Source organism: Sphingobacterium sp. MYb388 (assembly GCF_037479535.1).
Lineage (GTDB): Bacteria > Bacteroidota > Bacteroidia > Sphingobacteriales > Sphingobacteriaceae > Sphingobacterium > Sphingobacterium anhuiense.
On sequence record NZ_JBBGYV010000002.1, the window covers coordinates 185,780 to 204,624 of the forward strand.

The window sequence follows — 18,845 nt, forward strand, 5'->3', positions numbered from 1 at the left end:
AAATTTATAAAATAAAGACATTATGAAAACGCTAGTAAAAACATTCACTGCAGCAGTACTAGTTGCAATCAGTACACTTACGATGGCCGTAGAAAATCCAGAAAAGGCAATCAATTTATCAACTGCAAATTTTGCAATTGATCACTATGTTGATGTGATGACTGAAGGGCAGTCATCAGGTTTAGAACAATTATTTACATCTGATTTTAATCAAAAAGTACAGGGTAAGATTGCAAGAACAAACAGCCGCTCTGAAGTAATTAGTTTTTTGAAAAAACAAAAAGGAGAAAAGTTAAATTGTAAAACGACAACTTTAATCTTGGAACAATCGGCGCATTATATGGTAGCGAAAGTTTCCATGCAGTTTGAAAATTTTACTAAAACAGATTTGGTCACTTTGGTCAATGAAGGCGGAGCCTGGAAAGTTTCAAAATCTATTAATTGTTATCAATAGAAAATGTTTAATTAAGTATCATATGTTTATGTTAGTCCTGTCGAAAGATAGGACTTTTTTGTTTTCCGATAATAGTTGATTCTTTTACTGATATTATGAAGGAATTTGTTTTCTTGTTATTAAGAATTCAGGATAATTATTATTTAGATAATGTTAAGCTACCTTTTATGAGTTCTAGATTAAATTGACCAATTGTTGTATTTTTAAGCATAGCGCTAAGGTGATTTCTTACCTTTTTGAAATCGTTGTGCAGTGGACATGGGTTCTTCTCGGAACAATAATCTAATCCCATGCCACATCCGATAAATATCTGCTCTCCATCTACAGCTAAGACAATGTCAGCAATTGGTTTTTTTAATCCTGCAGGATCAATGTAAAATCCGCCATTTGGCCCTTTTGAAGATTGTATTACACCTACTCTGCTGAGGTTCTGAAGGATCTTACCTAGAAAGGGTTCTGGTAGCTTTACTTTTTCAGCAATCTCTTTAATGCCTACTTTTCTACCCTCATGAGAACTTTGAGCGATGTAAAAGACTGCACGCATAGCATATTCACAGGTTTTAGAAAAAACACCCATTTTTAAATTATATTTTCTTTAATTGTAATCTTATGTGCAAAGATACTGTTCTAATTGGTATTTATAACATTTTGCACGCGTTGGACATGATCCTGCTTGTGTATAGAAAGTCTTATGATACTGTTTTTATTTGCTGTAAGATTATGCATGATGGCACCTTCTAAGCCAATGAGATCTCCTTTTTCCATGTTATGTATAACTCCTGCTACATTTAAAATTATGGAACCCTCTTGGATGTGTATGACAATGGGAAATTGGCTTTTGTGATCGGTCATGATTACTCCTTCTGCTAGACATATCCGAATCTCTTTGGCCGATGATGTTTCGAGTAAGACTGTTACTGATGGTTTTTCTCCTTTATATGACACTTCTTTATAGATTGATATCGGAATGTTTTGTTTGTTCATTTCCATGTCAGTTTTTTTTGATTAGTACAAATATAGTTATAAAAGATGTTTAACTCTTTTAATTATGGTTATATTTGTTTGTCGATACAATTTTAAAAATAACCCTTTATCAATTTGTGTATTAGGAATATGGAAAAGAACGATATAACTTCACTAGCAGATATTCAATTACTTGTTGATACGTTTTACGGCAGAGTACGTGAGGATGCTCTAATTGGTCCTATATTCAATAATCTACTGGCTGGCCGCTGGGAGGATCATTTGAAAAAAATGTATAGTTTTTGGCAAACTATCTTGTTGGAAAAGCATACTTACTTTGGAAGTCCATTTCCGCCACATGCTGCTATGGCTCTTACTGATGCTCATTTTGATGCTTGGCTAAAGCTTTGGCATACTACGGTCCATGAATTTTTTGAAGGACAGAAAGCTGATGAAGCTATCCATAGAGGAGATAAAATGGCAACTATGTTTTTATCTAAAATCACTTATTTTAATAATTTAAAGGCCAAACCATTAATTTGAACTTTATTACTATATACATGTGTTAGTGCTGATCAATCGAATCTCGTTAAAATATTTGAACCTAAGTTTGGTATTGTTAAAATTAAGATCTTTGAGATGGAATTGATTTAAATAATTCAAATACTTTTTCTCTCTCGAGCAATCGCAGACCCAGCTTTTCTGTGGAGACACCTGAGATTAATCGATAAGTGAAGGTAATATGTGATTCTTCATTAATTAATGTTTCTAAATGTTTTAGCTCAACATGATTTTTGTTTAATTTCGTACTTAGTTCAGTTATATGAGAGGATATCAGAAAAATAGAATTGTTTAATTCTTCACATCTTTCGACTAGTTTTAAAGTAGCATGATAAGCATCGTCATAATTTGTTCCTTTAAATAATTCATCCAGCAAAATAATCATTCTCTTCTTTGAAGCAAGTAGTTCAGCTGCTTTTTTTACTCTAAGTACCTCGTTGTAGAAATGGCTATGACCAGAGCTAAGGTCATCACCAAGATTGATTGTCGTTAAAAGGCCATCAAAAAAAAGTGTATCCATTTTTTCTGCAGGAACAGGTAAGCCCAAGTGAGCTAAATAAATGCATGCTCCTAGGGTTTTTAACAAGGTTGATTTACCAGTCATGTTTGCTCCAGTTAAAAACCAGGTGTTTTTCTCTTGTGATATTATGATATCATTTTTTATAGGTTTGTTTAAAAATAGATTATAGGCTCCTTTTATTACTAACATATGATCTAAATCGGTTTTATTGTGAAATGTGGGAAAGATAAGATGATTTTTCGTCATGGATTTCGCAATTCCTTGATAGATATCTAGTTCGTAGATAAGAGTAAAAATCTTTTTAATATTGTGATTGTTTAAATTTCTGAATTTATAATCATATTTGAGAATTAAAGCAGGTGATATTTTTTTACTGGCTATTACTTTTAATTCTGATAGATTAAAATCTGATGTTAATTCGTTTAAAGATTTAAGCATCTCCGTGAGTCGTCCTATAGGTTTTTCCTGTTCTACTGCTTTATTTAATAATTCTGTCAAGTATGTGATTAACATGGCGATTTCGGCAATAGAGCGCTTGATTAATACGCGTTCCATTTGATTTTCTGCGGACCAGAAATTGAAAGATAATTTTTCTGAGAAGTAACGAAGTAGATTTGCTGAATCAGTTTCTACTCCAAGACTTAAATATTTTTCTAAATCTTGGAACATATATTTATCGAATGGATGATTATCCATTACGTTTGATAAGTATTCGATTGCTTCGTTTCGGTCTTGGATTTCTTTTATATCTTTTAATGGATTGATGAAGTAGCTGTATAATAGGGACCGTCCGCCTAAGGTGCTGGTATTGTCAAAGAAATTACATAAACTAAAATCTCTATGATCAATAGCGTTTAAGTCACTGAGGGTTTGCTTATCAATTGTGAACATATCTTTAGCGATTGTTAATTAATGGTTTGTCGAATTGTTTCTTTTTTATTGCTGAGTCTAAACTAAGATACAAAAATGTGGATAATAGATTCATTTTGTGTGCTACAATTTAATAAGTTATTATTAGTGTAGATAGGATTTTATTTAAAACGCAGAATAAAGTAAGTTTCAGTAGTACAATAGTTATTTTTTATAGAAGTGGGTGTGTCTTCACAAAATAATGAATTACCTTATGCAGTTCGTTATCCTTGTTGCTTAAAAATAGTTGGCAAGCTGTAAAATTATAGTAAGTTTTGTAGTTGTAAAAGTTGACTCTTTATTGTTCTTGATACCTCATTAATCTTATTTCGAGAGAAATTAAACTTATTTTGGAGTTAAATTTCATATATTTATGTGTATATTTTGGTATGATAATAGAAGTTTTTAAGACTTATTTATGCTGAAATCAATGTTAAAAATACAAGATATTAAGTGCTGTTAAGGATTTCTAATTGTTATTTTAATGAGAACAAATAGAATATTCGCTTAAATTACAAGTGCATGAATAATGAAATAGAGAATAAACTTCGGGATAAAAATACAAAGCCAACAAGTATGCGGATATTAGTATACGATTTTTTAGCCTCTCAACATATTGCTTTATCCTTATCTGAAATGGAGGCCCACTTCTATCCAGCAGACCGGATAACCTTATACCGTACACTCAAAACTTTTGAAGAAAAAGGCATCGTGCATAGTATACAGGAAAATAATACGAGCAAATATATCCTCTGTCATGATGATTGTAATGAGGAAACACATAAAGACTGGCATCTTCATTTTTACTGTAAGATCTGTAAGCATACCACTTGCCGGACAGATATTAATTTTTCTGCGCCCGATAATAATTCGGTTCGAATTGATGAGGTCCGACTTTTTGCTAAAGGTATTTGCGAAAATTGTATGAATGAAACTATGCAATAGTATTGCATAGCATGAGCGCTTATCTTTGATATTATTAATTAAGTTAAAGAATCTTATACAATGACTGTACAACATAAACACAAGTACGACGAAGCTGGTACGCAGCTTTGCTGCACACAGACAACAAAAATATATAATCAGACTGGTGCTCAGGAACTCATCGGTCATCAGGGTAAATGTGAAGGACATAATCATAATGGAGATGGTCAAGTTCAACATACTGATGATGATGGACACGATCACTCTCATGTAGAAGGTAGCCCTTTGAAGCTGTTTACTCCTGCGATTATATCTTTTGTTCTTTTGATGCTTGCTATTGCTTTGGATAACTGGGTAATACAGAGTTGGTTTCAAGGGTGGGTAAGGTCTGTATGGTATGTAATAGCATACATTCCGGTAGGTTTTCCGGTCATTAAGGATGCAATAGTCAGTATACGGAAAGGTGATGTTTTTTCCGAATTCTTTTTAATGGCTATAGCTACTATCGGTGCGTTCGCTATCGGAGAGTATCCTGAGGGTGTGGCGGTCATGTTATTTTATGCTGTTGGGGAAGTTTTTCAAACTTTAGCCGTATCAAGGGCTAAAGGGAATATCAAAGCACTTTTGGATCAACGTCCAGATGAGGTGACTGTTCTAATCAATAATCAACCCCAGATCATAAAAGCTGAAAATGTAGAAATCGGCTCAATCATTCAGCTAAAACCAGGTGAAAAACTGGGTTTGGACGGTGAATTGTTATCTGATGTCGCATCTTTCAATACGGCCGCTTTAACTGGAGAGAGTAAACCTGATAGTAAATCTAAAGGAGAGACCGTTCTTGCTGGAATGATTAATTTGAATACGGTTAGTTTGATTAAAGTAACAACTGCTTATACAGATAGTAAATTAAGTAAGATCCTAGAGCTGGTACAGAATGCAACTGCTCAAAAAGCACCAACTGAATTATTCATCCGTAAATTTGCTAAAGTATACACGCCAATAGTAGTTTTTCTGGCGATCGGTATTTGTTTATTGCCTGCGCTGCTTGTGCAAGATTATGTATTTAGCGATTGGCTGTATCGGGCATTGGTATTTTTAGTTATATCTTGTCCTTGTGCTCTGGTAATCTCTATTCCTTTGGGTTATTTTGGAGGAATTGGCGCTGCAAGCCGCAATGGAATTTTGTTTAAAGGAAGTAATTTCTTGGATACACTAGCGAATATTCAGCATGTGGTCATGGATAAAACTGGAACGATGACTGAAGGTGTCTTTCAGGTGCAAGAGGTTAATTTTGATACTAATTTTAATCAAGCTGAAATATTAAAGATGGTGAATGCTTTGGAAAGTAACAGTACTCATCCTGTAGCTACAGCTATCCATCAATATGTAGGTGAGGTTGATCATAATATTCGCTTAGATCAAGTGGAAGAAATAGGTGGGCATGGATTGCAGGCTACAGTGGATGGAAAACAATTATTGGTCGGCAACTTTAAGTTAATGGATAAGTTTAATATCCGTTATGATGTTGATCCCGCAACGATTGTGTATACTTTGATCGCTGTTGCATATGGCGGTAAGTTTGTCGGATATATTACTATTGCAGATAGCATTAAGACGGATGCATTAGAAACTATTCAGCAATTACACAAACTAAATGTAAAAGCAACTATGCTAAGTGGTGATAAAAGTACAGTGGTTCGGTATGTGGCTGATCAATTGGGAATTGATCAGGCATATGGAGATTTATTGCCGGAAGATAAAGTCAATAAACTTAAAGAAATCAAAGCACAAAATCAACGCGTTGCCTTTGTTGGTGATGGTGTAAATGATGCTCCTGTTGTGGCTCTAAGTGATGTAGGTATTGCAATGGGAGGCCTAGGTAGTGATGCGACCATCGAAACTGCAGATGTGGTTATACAGGATGATAAACCCTCTAAGATACCAGTTGCAATTCGGATCGGAAAGCAAACTAAGCGTGTCGTATGGCAAAATATTACCTTAGCTTTTGTGGTCAAGGGAATTGTATTGATTTTGGGTGCAGGCGGGATAGCTACAATGTGGGAAGCAGTTTTTGCTGACGTCGGTGTATCTTTGATTGCTATACTGAATGCTGTAAGAATTCAGAAAATGAAGTTTTAACTTTGTTGAAAGTGCTCGCAATTTGATGTAAAGCGAGCACTTTTTGTGTATTTTAGTTCTTACGTTGTTGTCCTACAATTTATCCTTAATACTTTTTATAACCGCTTTGTAATACTTGATTTTGTTTTCATCATCAATGATCTTCACTCTAACGTCATTGGCGGCTAAAAGCTGTATTTTGTCTGCCGAATCTTTTACATATTTCTTAGGAATATAGTAATAAATCTGATTTTTGATAAAGGTATTCTTCTTGTAAAACTTGTTTCTAGCTCGATAGGTTAAAAGCCACCATAGGTCGATCTCGACAAAATCCAAGGAGAGACCGAAAATATGTAGATCATTTGTGAAGAACAGATCAACCCATGATTGTAAAACCATTTGTCTGCCTGTCTGTAATCTTCTAATAAGGGATGTTTTATACACTTTTGTGCTAGGGGCATAGTTTGGTCCATTGATAACATACTCACGCATTTTTTGTAGCTGTCCGCAATAATGTTCATAGCCAAGGTTAATAGAAAATGGATTATTGCAATCTCCGTGAATATGCCAGTAGTTTTTGTTTAAAGATTGATATTGTCTAAATACACTGTAGGTCGTTTCATTCACTAAACTTGTTTTTACTTTCGGATGTATGCCTTCAAGACTGAAATCATAATTGGTTGTCATGATATTTTGAACGGGTAATGCTCTAATTAGTTCATGGATTTCATTTTGTTGTATGGCAGAAACGGCATCTGCAATGAAAGTTTTAAGCTCTTTTTCATCCACATGCTTTTGTTTTATGGCATTCAGGAATATCTCTTCGTAAAGCATGGGGAATGGTTTTTGACCATTTTCTAAGGATTGAACATGGTATTTTTTTTTAATGCTCATTAACAGATCATTCCAACTTGTTCCCTTGTTGATATTGTTGATGTCATTGCCAATAAGCAGTGCTATATGAGTCATAGTTTTTAAGGGTCTTGATAATCGCTTGGTTACTGCATTTTATTAAATCTAATATCGTTATTTTCTTCTAATCTATATTCAGCGACGCATATTTTATTGCACTGTAAGATTTTCATCCAAGATGGTATTTGTCTATGCATTTAGCGTGTTCTAAATTTTTTAATTTGAGCCATGTGAGGAATGTAAGATGGGTTGATTATGGCGTTTTTATTGTATTTAATGTAGCAATAATTTAATCTCAAATTTTATATTTCCTATATATGTCCAATATGGTCAGTTTAATTTTAGATTTTAAATCGTTCAAATTTTTATATAACCATTAGTGCGTTTTTAAAACTTATTGATGATCGAATTATAAGAAATTTTAATCTGTAAATACTATTTTCTATTAACAACTATTTCGTAAGGTAGCTGGTGTCATTTATTTAATTTATGATTTATAAATCAATAATATAGTTTTATGTATTAATATTAAGTTTGATTTATTAGTTGTTTAGTATTCTAATGTTTCATTTATTCCAGTTTTACTCATATCGAAAAGCTACTTAATAAAATTATGAAGAACGATCTCTCGTTGTTCCTTTTAAAGGTCATTTTTGTCATTTAAAAGTCTCAATAAAACTATTTCTGATTTTTAAAGTCAAAAGGTCAATTTATATTTTAATATTTGTATTACTTCGAAACTTAATAAATATTATAGCGGCATGTAAATGCCTTCAATATCTTATAATATTCGAAACTGCATAGTGATTCATCGTTTTCACAAATGGTGTTAATGTGCTTTTATTTCTTATTTAATCTTTCAATTATTTTTCAATGATTAGAGAAAAAGCAATCAGGTTGGCAATTCAGGTCACTTTTATAGTATTCATTTCGGTTTTTTCCGGTTGTAGTGATTTTGAATATAGTCCAAATCAGATTTTTAGTAAAAATTCATATCGCGATCTCAACGCAATCAATTTAAATAAGTTGGGGGATGGTCAGCAAGATGATACTGTCCGGTTTATAATAACAGGAGATACGCAGCGGTCACATAATGAAACAGTAAATTTTTATAAGAAAGTAAATACGATGACAGGGATTGATTTTGTGATTGTGGCTGGCGATATAACTGAGTTTGGTAACCTTAAAGAAATGCAATGGGTGGCCGAAAACCTTACTAAGCTGAATAGACCATTTCTTGCGGTTATTGGCAACCATGATCTTACTTCACGTGGCAGAGATGCATTTCAGCATATGTATGGAAAGCTCAATTATTCTTTTGTATATGGGGGAGTTAAATTTATCTGTCATGATACGAACAGTAGGGAGTATAATTTTAATGGTCAGGTACCTAATATACCCTGGCTTAAAAAGGAGCTAGAGCCACAGCCTCATGTAGAGAGTTATGTGGCTATTTCTCATGTTCCACCTACCTCTCCAGATTTTGATCAAAATCTGGAATACGATTATGCTTCAACATTTAGCAATGCCGGAGGTTTTCTCACATCCTTTCATGCTCATAATCATGTTTTTGAGGAGTTTACAGTTGGAAACTTTGAAACACCTTTTGTGGTCACGAGTGCAATTGGAAAAAATGAATTTTTATTAGTCGAAATTGTAAATAATAAACTGAGCTTTGAACAAATATCTTTTTAAATTAAGCATACTAGTCCTTTTTTTAATTGGCACAGTCAATCCGAGTAATGCACAGAAAAAGAACTTTTTAATCCCAGATGCGGCAATTATTCAATATGCTGGAAGCATTGGTTATATAAGTGTTGGCGCAGGATATGATATTTTTAAAAATAAGAGAGGTAACATTGATTTTAATTATGGTTATGTACCTGTTTCTAAGGGAGGAGAGCTACATTCGATAACCGCAAAATTTGCTTACAAGCCTTTTGAAATAAAGTTAAATAATTGGGGGAAATTGTATCCGCTTAATCCAGGTGTATTTCTCAGTTATACTTTTCATGATGATTTATCATTTAAATTTAATTCATCGGAATATCCATCCGGTTATTATTATTGGTCTCCTGCTTTGAGACCTCACATCTCATTATCTAATGAAATTGAACTCAATATGAATAAAATATGGAAGGAAATCGGAATAGAAAAGATTGGAATTTATACTGAATTCAATTCAAATGACTATTATATTATTAATTATTTTCAGAATATAAAAGCACTTTCTCTTGCTGATGTTTTTCAGCTTGGGGTAGGTATACGATTTAAGTTTTAATCTTTTAAACTAAAAAAGGATTGTTTATGAATATTTTAGTAGGTTTTTTCAGTCGTTTTTATGTTGGTGTCGCTATTAGATTATAAAATCTCAGATACTTTTTTTAAGTTTAATTCATGAAGAAAGTAATTTTGGTTTTGGGTGCGCCAAATGATGAAAGGGGAAATCTGAGTCAAATTGCAACTGACAGACTTAATTGTGTATTTGAACTCTGCAGGTATAATGATGCCTGCCAGATTTTATGTTCAGGCGGATTTGGAGGTTTTAATCCTACAGATCTTCCACATGCAACATACAGCAAAGCATATCTCGTTTCAAAAGGAATCCCAAATCATTTTTTTTACCTTTTGCCCTTTCGGCACATTCAGTTGATGATATTAGGAAGGCTTTACCAATATTGGAGGAAGAAAGACCAGACCTGGTAATGTTAGTCACCTCAGATTTTCACATGGAGCGTATAAAAATTCTATGGGATATTATAGCACCTAAGCGATTTCCAATTATTTTTATCCCTGCCGTTTCAAGCTTGGATACACAGCAATTAGTGATGCTTGAGGAACATGAAAGGAACGCTATTAAGGCTTTAGAGAAAAATAATTTTAAAATATATTAGTCTAAAATTAAGGGATTAAGCCATCTCTATTTTTATGGGAAATTTATAGTCCCAGTTCATTTAATATTTGTCGATAATTATTAATAAAAAGCTTGGTCAATTTAAACTGTTCTGTTTCTTCATAATGCGTTAATTCAAGTCCGCTATCTGTTACTTTATATATTTCTGAATCGGGATAGGATAATAAAATAGGGGAATGTGTTGCAATAATAAATTGAGAGTTTTGATCGACCAATTCTTTTATCCGAATCATCATATTGAGTTGACTATCAAATGAAAGTGCTGATTCTGGTTCGTCAAAAATATAAAACCCTTTTCCTGATAATCTATTATGCATCAGTGCTAAGAAGCTTTCTCCATGTGAACATTGATGTAATGATTGGCCATATGCTTCTTCTAATTTCGCTTGATCGCCTTCGTAAAGGTTATCTATTTCACTGGCAACATTAAAAAAACTCTCCGCTCTTAAGAAATAACCGTCTCTAAAGCGGTATGGCCCTCTGATCAGTTTAATATCCTCATAAAGGTTCGAATGTGATTCTTTCGTTGAAAAGTTAAAATTTAAGCTTCCACCTTCGGCATTAAATCCTGACTTAATCGCAATTGATTCGATAAAAGTAGATTTTCCTGATCCGTTGTCTCCTACGATAAAAGTGACTGGGCTACGGAAAGTAAGCTTATCTAAACTGTGGATGGATGGAATGTTGTATGGGTAAGATATACGATCCACATGTGGCTTAGTATTTTCAACACTTTTTAGGTATAACATATTGATCAATCATATAAAAACAAATATTAAGTTAGTGCTAATGCGAATTAATCTCTTTTCCCTTTGATATAAGCATACACTGCTTGTGCATGACCATGTCCTAGCTGATAATCTTCTTTTAACCAATTGATAATCTGATTAGCTTTTATTTCAGCTTTAATTTTATTGTTTTCTATAAATCCTTTTTGGGTTGCTAAGTCTATAAATGCTTCGGGACTTACTCCGGTTTTTTCTTCAATATTCTTTAGGTATGTGTGAAAAGACATGCTATTAAATTTAATTTTCGGTTTCTAATTACTGGTACATTTATCAACTAGCTTTTTTATATTTTGCTGTTGGATCTGCATTATATCACAGCTAAAATTATACCACAATTTTGCCTTTTTTTTAAAAATAAGCATTGATTTTCTATCGGAAATTAACGCTACTTTATTTTTTTATGCAGGAAGTATCGTTTGCACAGGTGTACTAATAGGGGATGAGAATCTAGGAGTAGTATACTCTTTTATGAATCGAAATAATATAATATATTTTCTAAAGCTTACATAAAATAAAGCAGGGTGAATTAATACGCTTGTAATATGTGGTATATACTTGTTTTGAGAAAATATTGAAAAAAAAGAAAATCTTCCAATCCACTCATAAAAAGTTGTCGTATATAAATTCATAAACTAAAAAATTATACACTAAAAACGAATATGTTATGGAAAAAATGTCATCTCAAAAAGAGTGTTTAGTAGAAGAAAACGAACATCTCGATAAAAAAGACCTTCGGAGAAGGGATTTCTTAAAATTTACCGGTGCAGGCGTAGCAAGTCTTGCCCTACTTGGGGTAACTGGTTGTAAAAAGGACCGCCATGATGAAGATATGGGGGCAGATGGTTTTTATTTTGGCAGTGGTGACATCGCTATTTTAAATTATGCCTACGCACTTGAGCAACTTGAAGCGGCTTTTTATATTCAGGTTGTAAATAGTCCATACTCTGGTATATCAGATTTGGAAAAGACTTACTTAACAGATATCAGAGATCATGAGGTTGCGCATCGCGAATTCTTTAAAAAAGCTTTAGGTGGGAAAGCTATTTCAAATTTAGAATTTAATCTTTCCGGTATTAACTTTTCAAGTAGAGAAAGTGTGCTTAGCACCGCCAAAACATTTGAAGATCTGGGTGTCTCTGCCTATAATGGTGCTGGATGGCTGATCAAAGATGTCAACTATCTTGCCTTAGCAGGTAAAATTGTATCTGTTGAAGCTAGGCATGCTGCATTGATCAGAGATTTGATCGATAACGGAAGTTTTGCGAATATGGAAGTTATTGATTCAAATGGTTTAGATGTTGCTAAAAGTCCCACAATGGTACTTCAGGCGGCTTCCCCATTTATCAAATCTAAAATTGATGTAAAGGATTTACCTACTTATTAACCTTCTAAATCTTATTGTTATGAATCTATTAAATGTTTTTGACGAAATAAATAATGTTGATCCAGAATTCACTGATCGCATTAGTCCACGCAGAGAAGTTATTCGAAATATGACTTCTTTTGGAAAAAAAGTTACTTTGGCCGCATTACCCTTCCTTATAAGTGATCTTTTTAAGAAAGCTTATGGCGCGACAGCTCCTACAGATGTTAATGGTGTGTTGAATTATGCGTTAACGTTGGAATATCTTGAAGCGGAATATTATACTAAAGGGGTTGCTGCCCCCAATCTAATTCCTTCAGGTAGACCTTTGGGAGCTATTACAACCATTCGTGATCATGAAAATGCGCATGTTAAATTTCTTAAGCAGGTATTAGGGGATAAAGCAGTTTCTAAACCTACTTTTGATTTTACAGCTGGAGGTACCTTTGGAAATGTTTTTAGTGATTATGATACATTCTTAGCTCTTGCTCAAGCTTTTGAAGATACTGGTGTCCGTGCATATAAGGGACAGGCAGGTATTTTGCTCGGAAATAAAGTTGTGCTAACGGCCGCTTTACAGATACATTCGGTAGAGGCTCGTCATGCTTCGCATATACGTCAGATGCGTAGAGCAAGAGGGGGTGCTGCTGCAAATCAAAAACCTTGGATAACAGGTGCAAATGATAGTGGAATTGGTGCTGTTGTAGATCCAGTTTATATGGGGGAAGATAATAAAGTTCAAGCAAATGTTGATATTACAACTTTGAAAGGTGTTACAGGTAATTTATCTTTGGCTGCGGCTACTCAATCTTTTGATGAGCCTTTAGGAGCTGATGCTGTTCTTAATATTGCAAGTCTGTTTATTAAAAATTAGTGTATAATGCTTTGAAGTGAGGCTCCTTGTTTGTTATGAACAGGGAGCTTTTTTTGATACTATTTTCAGTGCTCTGAAGTGAGAAACTTAACAGATATAAGGTTTAATGTATTGGTTATAATTTTTTCTGGTGCCGCTTTTTTGCCTTGTATAAATTCATAAAAATTGTATTTTTCAATTTGATTCTTAAAACATTTTATTCTAATTATTTGTTTAACTATAAAAACATTACAAATCAGATTAAATGCTATTTTGCACTGGATGTAACTTATTATGTAGCGATCGAATCAGTTAGGATATTTCACAAAAAATATCTGATAAAAACTTAGTTAAGCTAGAAGGATATGTCTTTAAATAATTTATTTCATAGGTTCACTCAATAAGTATTTGTAAGAATTCTTTTAAAAGATGTGTTTTTGATTTGATTAAGCTTAATACATTTTGTTTTATTAAATGACTATGCAATTTTTACCTGTTAATCAGAACCTATTACTGCAATTGCAAATTAGAGGTTACAATATATTAGCCTCTGCGCAAGGTATTGATCATGAAAATCCAAGTTACTATCCAATCCAAGTTTCTGATGTATGGGATTATCTCGTTCGCTTGGACTATACTTCTGGAATTGGGGAACCAGCACTAATTGTTATCGAAGATGCCCTTAGGAATATTAAGAACAACATTTTGATGGAGCTGTTTTTGTTGATTTTGAAGTTGACTAGACTAAGAAAAAAGAAATCATTAATTTAAAATGGTATTAAATTAATGATTTCTAATACTGCATGTTTCAAAATGATATTTGAATACGCAGGTTTTAGTAGCTGAATTTTTTTATTCTTCTATAAGAACATGCCACCTGAAATTTCGATTCGCTGTGCATTGATCCATCTTGCGTCATCTGTGCACATGAAAGCAACTACACCTCCGATGTCGTCTGGAAGTCCCACTCTTCCCAGTGCTGTGTGTGAAGCAATTGCTTCGTTAATTTGTTCGTTGTCTCGTACTAAACCATTTCCGAAATCAGTTTCAATTGCTCCTGGTGCAATTATATTGGATCTAATACCTCTTACTCCTAATTCTTTTGCCTGATATTTAGTTAAAGTTTCCATTGCTCCCTTCATTGCTGCATATGCCGCATAGCCGGGGGTAGCGAAACGAGCTAAGCCTGACGATACATTGATAATAGCACCGCCGTCACGTAGCAGTGGCAAAGCTTTTTGCGTTAGAAAGAAGGCTCCCTTAAAATGAATGTTTACCAAGTTGTCAAATTGTTCTTCAGTCGTTTCTGCAAAAGAAGCATGGATACCGATACCTGCGTTATTGATTAGAAAGTCAAACTTATCGGTATTAAATACCGATACAAGTGTCGATTGGATATCAGTGAAAAAGCTGTCAAAGGTTTTGCTGTCCGCAACGTTAAGTTGTAAAGCCACAGCATTTACACCTAAGTTTTTAAGTTCTAGTACGGTGTTTTCTGCCTCAATTTTTTGTGACTGATAGGTTAAGATGATATCAATTCCTTTTGATGCGATTTTGAGAGCGGTATTTTTTCCTAGTCCACGGCTACCACCGGTTACAAGTGCAATTTTATTTTTTGTTTCCATTTGTTTCTTTTTTATTGAAAACAAAGTTAAATGACAAATGTTGATTAAAATGGTGACAGTTTAAGTATTATATCGCTATCTTATTAACTTCGGATGATAATGATTGGAAATAATCTACCCGATATTGCTTTGGAGTTTTTCCTGAAAAACGCTTAAAGAATTTGGTGAAGTTGGAGGGGTCATAGGTTAATGTGCGCGCAATTTCGGCAATTGACATATCGCTATTTTGTAAGAGTGATTTTGATATTTCTGTTAATCTATTTTCCATGAAATAGCAAGGTGAATACCCTGTTGCGGATTTGATTGTATTGCTGAGGTGAATAGGGTGAATGTAAAGCAAAGCTGCAAAATCTCTAATCTCAAACATTTGATCCTTTTTGCCCGATAATATATCTGTCAGATGGTTATCTACTTCTCTTAAAAAATCAGCAGTTATTTCATGTTGACGGCTTAAAAACTTTTTTGGAATTTTCATGTCTTCGAAAATGTAATTTTAATAAAAGTATCCCTTATTTTCTGTTTTAAAATAATAAAAGTACTGTTGAGCTCGATTGTAAACTTTGCTAATCTAAATGTAGCAATAAAAAATTATTTTTTTTATTGCTGTATGTTTGTAATTATTTAAATCTTTTTAAGATAGCGTCAAATTTATTGACTTTTCACGTTGTTGTTAATGGTCTTAAATGAGTTGTGAAAAGTAGAAATAATTAGAAAATTGTTATATTGATCTGCTTACTAAGGTGGATTATAGGCTTACATATCAAACTTAAAATTTTTATCAGTAACTTGTTTCTCTCGAAAAATGAAACTAGTTAATGAAAAATGAATATTAATTTAAGTGATTATAAGATAGAGCGTATAGCCCCATCTCAATGGCAAGATTATAAGTTAATCAGACTTGAGGCTTTAAAGACAAATCCTGAATTATTTGGTAGTTCATATGCAAAAGAAGTATTGTATAGTCAGGATGATTGGATTGCTTTATTGGAAAACGATGCACGGGCAATTTTTGCTTTATATCATTTAGATTTATTGATCGGTTTAAGTGGTGTAGTGCTGAACAGAGATAATCAATCTGAGGCCATTTTAATTTCTTCGTTCATCAAAGAGGCTTATCGTGGCAGGGGACTTTCTCAATTATTCTTTCAAGCACGAATTGAATGGGCTAGGCAAAAGGAGTGTGCTCAGGTTATTGTATCACATCGGGTGGGTAATGAAGCTTCAAAAGCAGCGAATCAGCGATGTGGTTTTGTGTATACTTATTCAAAAGAATCACGATGGCCGGATGGTTTATTGGCTGAGGAATTGATGTATTGCTTATGGCTATAAATGTCAATAATCGATAATAGTGATTTGTGATCTTTGGATTGGTTTATAATTTTTAGGTTTATATTTCATCTCCAAGTTTTGAAAATTTGTTTCTGTACTCTATTGGGGTTAAGCCTGTTATTTTTTTGAAAATATCTCTAAACGCTTTTGTATCGGTATAACCTACGTTAAACATAACTTCGGAGACATTCTTTCGTGAGGCTTCAAAATGATTTTTTGCAGCTTCTATGCGTACGCGTTGCATGTATTCGATAGGTGTATTGTTTGTAGCATCTTTAAATCTTCTTTCAAACGTTCTACGACCAATATTGATGAGTTTTGCTAAATCTTCTACAGTAATCTTTTCTTCGTATTTTTTTTCTATATAATCCTGTACTTTTTGGATATCAGTGTGGTTATGGTTTCTTTGACCTCTAAAAATTGCAAATTGAGACTGGTTATCTCTTCCGATATCCAATGCAAAATATTTTGATATCATGACAGCTGTTTCTCGATCTGAATATTTTTCGACCAGATACAGTATTAAATTCCATAAACTGTTTGCACCGCCACTACTATAGATATTCTCGTGTTCGGTGATCACAGCTCCATCTTCGATCTCGACTGCAGGGTATCTTTGTTTAAACTCGTTTATGTATGCCCAGTGGGTGGAACACTTTTTTCCATCTAATAATCCTGTTTCTGCTAGTAAAAAAGCTCCTACACATAAGCTTGCAAGGCTTGTTCCTTTTAAATGAAGTTTTCTGAAATAGGGTAAAGCCTCTTCATTTGCTTTTATCCCTTTATCCATATCTCCAAATGTTGGAGGGATAATGAGGAGGTCTGTTTTGGTAACTTCAGATAATAAGCGGTTTGTTTTTATGGTATACTCTCCGTTATTTGCAGTGATATATTCATTTAAGCCAACATATTCGACATTGAAAATGGGTCTCTTGCCAAAGAAGGTAAGAAATTCATTGGCGGTTTGAAAAGTACGAAATGCGGGTGTAATGCCTTCTATTGTACCATGTTGTGGAACGAAAATGGAAATTTGCATATCTCTTAATTTAGTTAGATAAATGTACAAATAGTTTTTGTCGTTATCCACCCCTATAGTTGTCGTTTTTACAACATGTGACATTTTGAAATGATCTCCATCTTTGTATAAGCATTATAAACATAAAGAAAAGAGGAATGATACAATCAACAAAAATTAACGTTACAGCAATAGTAAATGCTCCCATCGAGATCGTATGGGACGCTTGGAATACACCTAGTGATATCATGCAATGGAATAGTGCAGATCCAAATTGGCACTGTCCTGCAAGTGAAAATGATGTCCGGGTAAATGGAAAATTTAAAAATAGAATGGAAGCTAAAGATGGTAGTTTTGGCTTTGATTTTGAAGGTATTTATGATAAGGTCGAATTGTTTAAGGAGTTGGCTTACAGCATGAATGATGGAAGAAAGGTACGTACCGTATTTAAGGAAAAGGATGGTAAAACAACTCTTTCGACAGTTTTTGATGCGGAGAGCGAAAATGAGGTTGAATTTCAAAAACAAGGATGGCAGGCCATCTTGAATAGTTTTGTAAAATATGTAGAATCAAAAAAATATTAATTCCTAAAATTTAATGTCATGAAAAAGAATACAGTTTCCTTACATCGCATTATTCAGGCCAGTCCTGAAAAAGTGTTTCGTGCTTTTGCTGATCCAATAGCACATGCCACCTGGTTACCTCCTTATGGTTTTATATGTACAGTGCAACAAATGGATTTTAAAGTAGGCGGTAACTTTAAAATGACTTTTATAAATTTCAGCACTGGCAATGGGCACTCTTTTGGTGGAGAATATTTAGAAATTTTACCGAATGAATCAATTAAATATAGTGATCGTTTTGATGATCCTAATCTTCCGGGAGAAATGATAACGACAGTTTCACTGAATAAGGTGTCCTGTGGTACTGAACTTCAAATTGTGCAAGAAAATATTCCAGATGTAATACCTGTTGAAATGTGCTATTTAGGTTGGCAGGAATCATTAGATAAAATGAAGAGATTGGTTGAACCTGAAATACCTGATGCATAATTTATAGCAATATGTTATTTCAGAGAACCGATAAAATGATGAATGGTGTTTTTATTACATTTTCAGGAAATTGTAAGAAAGCACTTCAATTTTACCAAAATTGTTTTGGTGGTAAGTTGTATTTTGAAGCATTTAAAAATGAGATGAATAACTATCCGGAGTCACCTATAATTATTGGCTCATTAATTTCTGATATGATTGTAATTCATGGTTCAGATTTGGTACATAATGAAGGTCGTCAGGTCGGAAATTATTTATCTATATTTCTGCATTGTAATGATGCGGGAGATCGCAAATTATTAATTCATAAATTGAAAGTTAATAGAAAGATTACTTATACTCCAGATGAAATCAAACAAAGCTTGATTGAAATAACGGATGCATTTGATGTGCGTTGGATATTGGCTATTTAGAAGATAGCTTCTAATTTATTCGTATTGCAAAAATGAAAAAAGGTTAACTTAAAATTTAAGATAGCCTTTTTTTATTAAGTAGTGTTTTCAATTATTTTGTAAAATAATTGAAATTATATGGTTTGTAGGCAT

Annotated in this window: 23 protein-coding genes; 14 read left to right on the forward strand and 9 right to left on the reverse strand. The window is 33.4% G+C overall.

The features are described 5' to 3' along the window. Positions 1-22 precede the first annotated feature (22 nt). The gene (locus WH188_RS06805) at positions 23-454 is read left to right on the forward strand and encodes a nuclear transport factor 2 family protein (protein WP_339423586.1); all 432 of its coding nucleotides are present in this window, start codon (positions 23-25) and stop codon (positions 452-454) included. A gap of 139 nt (positions 455-593) precedes the next feature. Here the strand turns inward: WH188_RS06805 and WH188_RS06810 are convergent, their stop codons facing one another. Both WH188_RS06810 and WH188_RS06815 read right to left on the reverse strand, forming a co-directional pair. Further along, complete coding sequence (locus WH188_RS06810; RefSeq protein WP_021187868.1) at positions 594-1,031, reverse strand: RrF2 family transcriptional regulator; 438 nt, start codon at positions 1,029-1,031, stop codon at positions 594-596. A 50-nt stretch (positions 1,032-1,081) separates the two neighbouring features. After that, positions 1,082-1,438, reverse strand: a complete 357-nt coding sequence (locus WH188_RS06815) for a cupin (RefSeq protein ID WP_339423587.1) — start codon at positions 1,436-1,438, stop codon at positions 1,082-1,084. A gap of 129 nt (positions 1,439-1,567) precedes the next feature. Between WH188_RS06815 and WH188_RS06820 the strand changes: the two genes are divergently transcribed. Beyond that, entirely contained in the window at positions 1,568-1,960 is a 393-nt protein-coding gene (locus WH188_RS06820) for a group III truncated hemoglobin (protein WP_339423588.1), read from the forward strand. An 82-nt stretch (positions 1,961-2,042) separates the two neighbouring features. On the opposite strand, the gene WH188_RS06825 is transcribed toward WH188_RS06820, so the two are convergent. After that, complete coding sequence (locus WH188_RS06825; RefSeq protein WP_183917039.1) at positions 2,043-3,389, reverse strand: MutS-related protein; 1,347 nt, start codon at positions 3,387-3,389, stop codon at positions 2,043-2,045. Between the two features lie 540 nt (positions 3,390-3,929). On the opposite strand from WH188_RS06825, the gene WH188_RS06830 reads away from it, so the two are divergent. Beyond that, a complete protein-coding gene (locus WH188_RS06830; RefSeq protein WP_339423589.1) occupies positions 3,930-4,352 on the forward strand; it encodes a Fur family transcriptional regulator in 423 nt (140 codons plus the stop codon). 60 nt (positions 4,353-4,412) lie between these two features. Next, positions 4,413-6,470, forward strand: coding sequence for a heavy metal translocating P-type ATPase (locus tag WH188_RS06835; RefSeq protein WP_339423590.1), 2,058 nt, complete (start codon positions 4,413-4,415; stop codon positions 6,468-6,470). Between the two features lie 72 nt (positions 6,471-6,542). Here WH188_RS06835 and WH188_RS06840 read toward each other — a convergent pair whose 3' ends face one another. Next, positions 6,543-7,418, reverse strand: a complete 876-nt coding sequence (locus WH188_RS06840) for an SIR2 family protein (RefSeq protein WP_339423591.1) — start codon at positions 7,416-7,418, stop codon at positions 6,543-6,545. A gap of 816 nt (positions 7,419-8,234) precedes the next feature. On the opposite strand from WH188_RS06840, the gene WH188_RS06845 reads away from it, so the two are divergent. From WH188_RS06845 to WH188_RS06855, 3 genes are all read left to right on the forward strand, one after another. Next, complete coding sequence (locus WH188_RS06845; RefSeq protein WP_132770885.1) at positions 8,235-9,056, forward strand: metallophosphoesterase family protein; 822 nt, start codon at positions 8,235-8,237, stop codon at positions 9,054-9,056. After that, complete coding sequence (locus WH188_RS06850) at positions 9,037-9,642, forward strand: hypothetical protein (protein WP_021187861.1); 606 nt, start codon at positions 9,037-9,039, stop codon at positions 9,640-9,642. Before WH188_RS06845 ends, WH188_RS06850 begins: the two co-directional genes overlap by 20 nt. Positions 9,643-9,758: 116 nt before the next feature. After that, positions 9,759-10,067: a hypothetical protein gene (locus WH188_RS06855; RefSeq protein ID WP_339423592.1), complete on the forward strand. Its 309-nt coding sequence runs from the start codon at positions 9,759-9,761 to the stop codon at positions 10,065-10,067. Between the two features lie 231 nt (positions 10,068-10,298). On the opposite strand, the gene WH188_RS06860 is transcribed toward WH188_RS06855, so the two are convergent. Both WH188_RS06860 and WH188_RS06865 read right to left on the reverse strand, forming a co-directional pair. Next, positions 10,299-11,024 (reverse strand): AAA family ATPase, encoded by a 726-nt coding sequence (locus WH188_RS06860; RefSeq protein ID WP_183917030.1) that lies wholly within the window; start codon positions 11,022-11,024, stop codon positions 10,299-10,301. A 47-nt stretch (positions 11,025-11,071) separates the two neighbouring features. Continuing rightward, positions 11,072-11,290, reverse strand: a complete 219-nt coding sequence (locus WH188_RS06865) for a DUF4287 domain-containing protein (protein WP_021187858.1) — start codon at positions 11,288-11,290, stop codon at positions 11,072-11,074. 437 nt (positions 11,291-11,727) lie between these two features. On the opposite strand from WH188_RS06865, the gene WH188_RS06870 reads away from it, so the two are divergent. The 3 genes from WH188_RS06870 to WH188_RS06880 all read left to right on the forward strand — a co-directional run bounded on the left by WH188_RS06870 (position 11,728) and on the right by WH188_RS06880 (position 14,050). Beyond that, a complete protein-coding gene (locus WH188_RS06870; protein ID WP_021187857.1) occupies positions 11,728-12,447 on the forward strand; it encodes a ferritin-like domain-containing protein in 720 nt (239 codons plus the stop codon). Between the two features lie 19 nt (positions 12,448-12,466). Beyond that, a complete protein-coding gene (locus WH188_RS06875; RefSeq protein WP_208702243.1) occupies positions 12,467-13,300 on the forward strand; it encodes a ferritin-like domain-containing protein in 834 nt (277 codons plus the stop codon). Positions 13,301-13,759: 459 nt separating this feature from the next. After that, positions 13,760-14,050 carry a hypothetical protein gene (locus tag WH188_RS06880; protein ID WP_339423593.1) on the forward strand — a complete coding sequence of 97 codons (291 nt, stop codon included), beginning with the start codon at positions 13,760-13,762 and terminating at the stop codon, positions 14,048-14,050. An 89-nt stretch (positions 14,051-14,139) separates the two neighbouring features. Here WH188_RS06880 and WH188_RS06885 read toward each other — a convergent pair whose 3' ends face one another. Together WH188_RS06885 and WH188_RS06890 are read right to left on the reverse strand one after the other, a co-directional pair. After that, on the reverse strand, positions 14,140-14,904 hold the full coding sequence (locus tag WH188_RS06885; protein WP_339423594.1) for an SDR family NAD(P)-dependent oxidoreductase: 765 nt from the start codon (positions 14,902-14,904) through the stop codon (positions 14,140-14,142). A 67-nt stretch (positions 14,905-14,971) separates the two neighbouring features. Further along, positions 14,972-15,379 carry a helix-turn-helix domain-containing protein gene (locus tag WH188_RS06890; RefSeq protein WP_132770880.1) on the reverse strand — a complete coding sequence of 136 codons (408 nt, stop codon included), beginning with the start codon at positions 15,377-15,379 and terminating at the stop codon, positions 14,972-14,974. A 347-nt stretch (positions 15,380-15,726) separates the two neighbouring features. On the opposite strand from WH188_RS06890, the gene WH188_RS06895 reads away from it, so the two are divergent. Then, positions 15,727-16,233: a GNAT family N-acetyltransferase gene (locus WH188_RS06895; protein ID WP_339423595.1), complete on the forward strand. Its 507-nt coding sequence runs from the start codon at positions 15,727-15,729 to the stop codon at positions 16,231-16,233. A gap of 58 nt (positions 16,234-16,291) precedes the next feature. On the opposite strand, the gene WH188_RS06900 is transcribed toward WH188_RS06895, so the two are convergent. Next, positions 16,292-17,269, reverse strand: a complete 978-nt coding sequence (locus tag WH188_RS06900; RefSeq protein WP_339423596.1) for a GlxA family transcriptional regulator — start codon at positions 17,267-17,269, stop codon at positions 16,292-16,294. Between the two features lie 137 nt (positions 17,270-17,406). On the opposite strand from WH188_RS06900, the gene WH188_RS06905 reads away from it, so the two are divergent. Genes WH188_RS06905 through WH188_RS06915 form a run of 3 tightly spaced genes read left to right on the forward strand, consistent with a single transcriptional unit; the run spans position 17,407 to position 18,713 of the window. Beyond that, a complete protein-coding gene (locus WH188_RS06905; protein ID WP_183917024.1) occupies positions 17,407-17,832 on the forward strand; it encodes an SRPBCC family protein in 426 nt (141 codons plus the stop codon). An 18-nt stretch (positions 17,833-17,850) separates the two neighbouring features. Further along, positions 17,851-18,300 (forward strand): SRPBCC family protein, encoded by a 450-nt coding sequence (locus WH188_RS06910; RefSeq protein WP_021187851.1) that lies wholly within the window; start codon positions 17,851-17,853, stop codon positions 18,298-18,300. 11 nt (positions 18,301-18,311) lie between these two features. Then, positions 18,312-18,713 (forward strand): glyoxalase, encoded by a 402-nt coding sequence (locus WH188_RS06915; RefSeq protein ID WP_183917022.1) that lies wholly within the window; start codon positions 18,312-18,314, stop codon positions 18,711-18,713. The last annotated feature ends 132 nt before the right edge of the window (positions 18,714-18,845 follow it).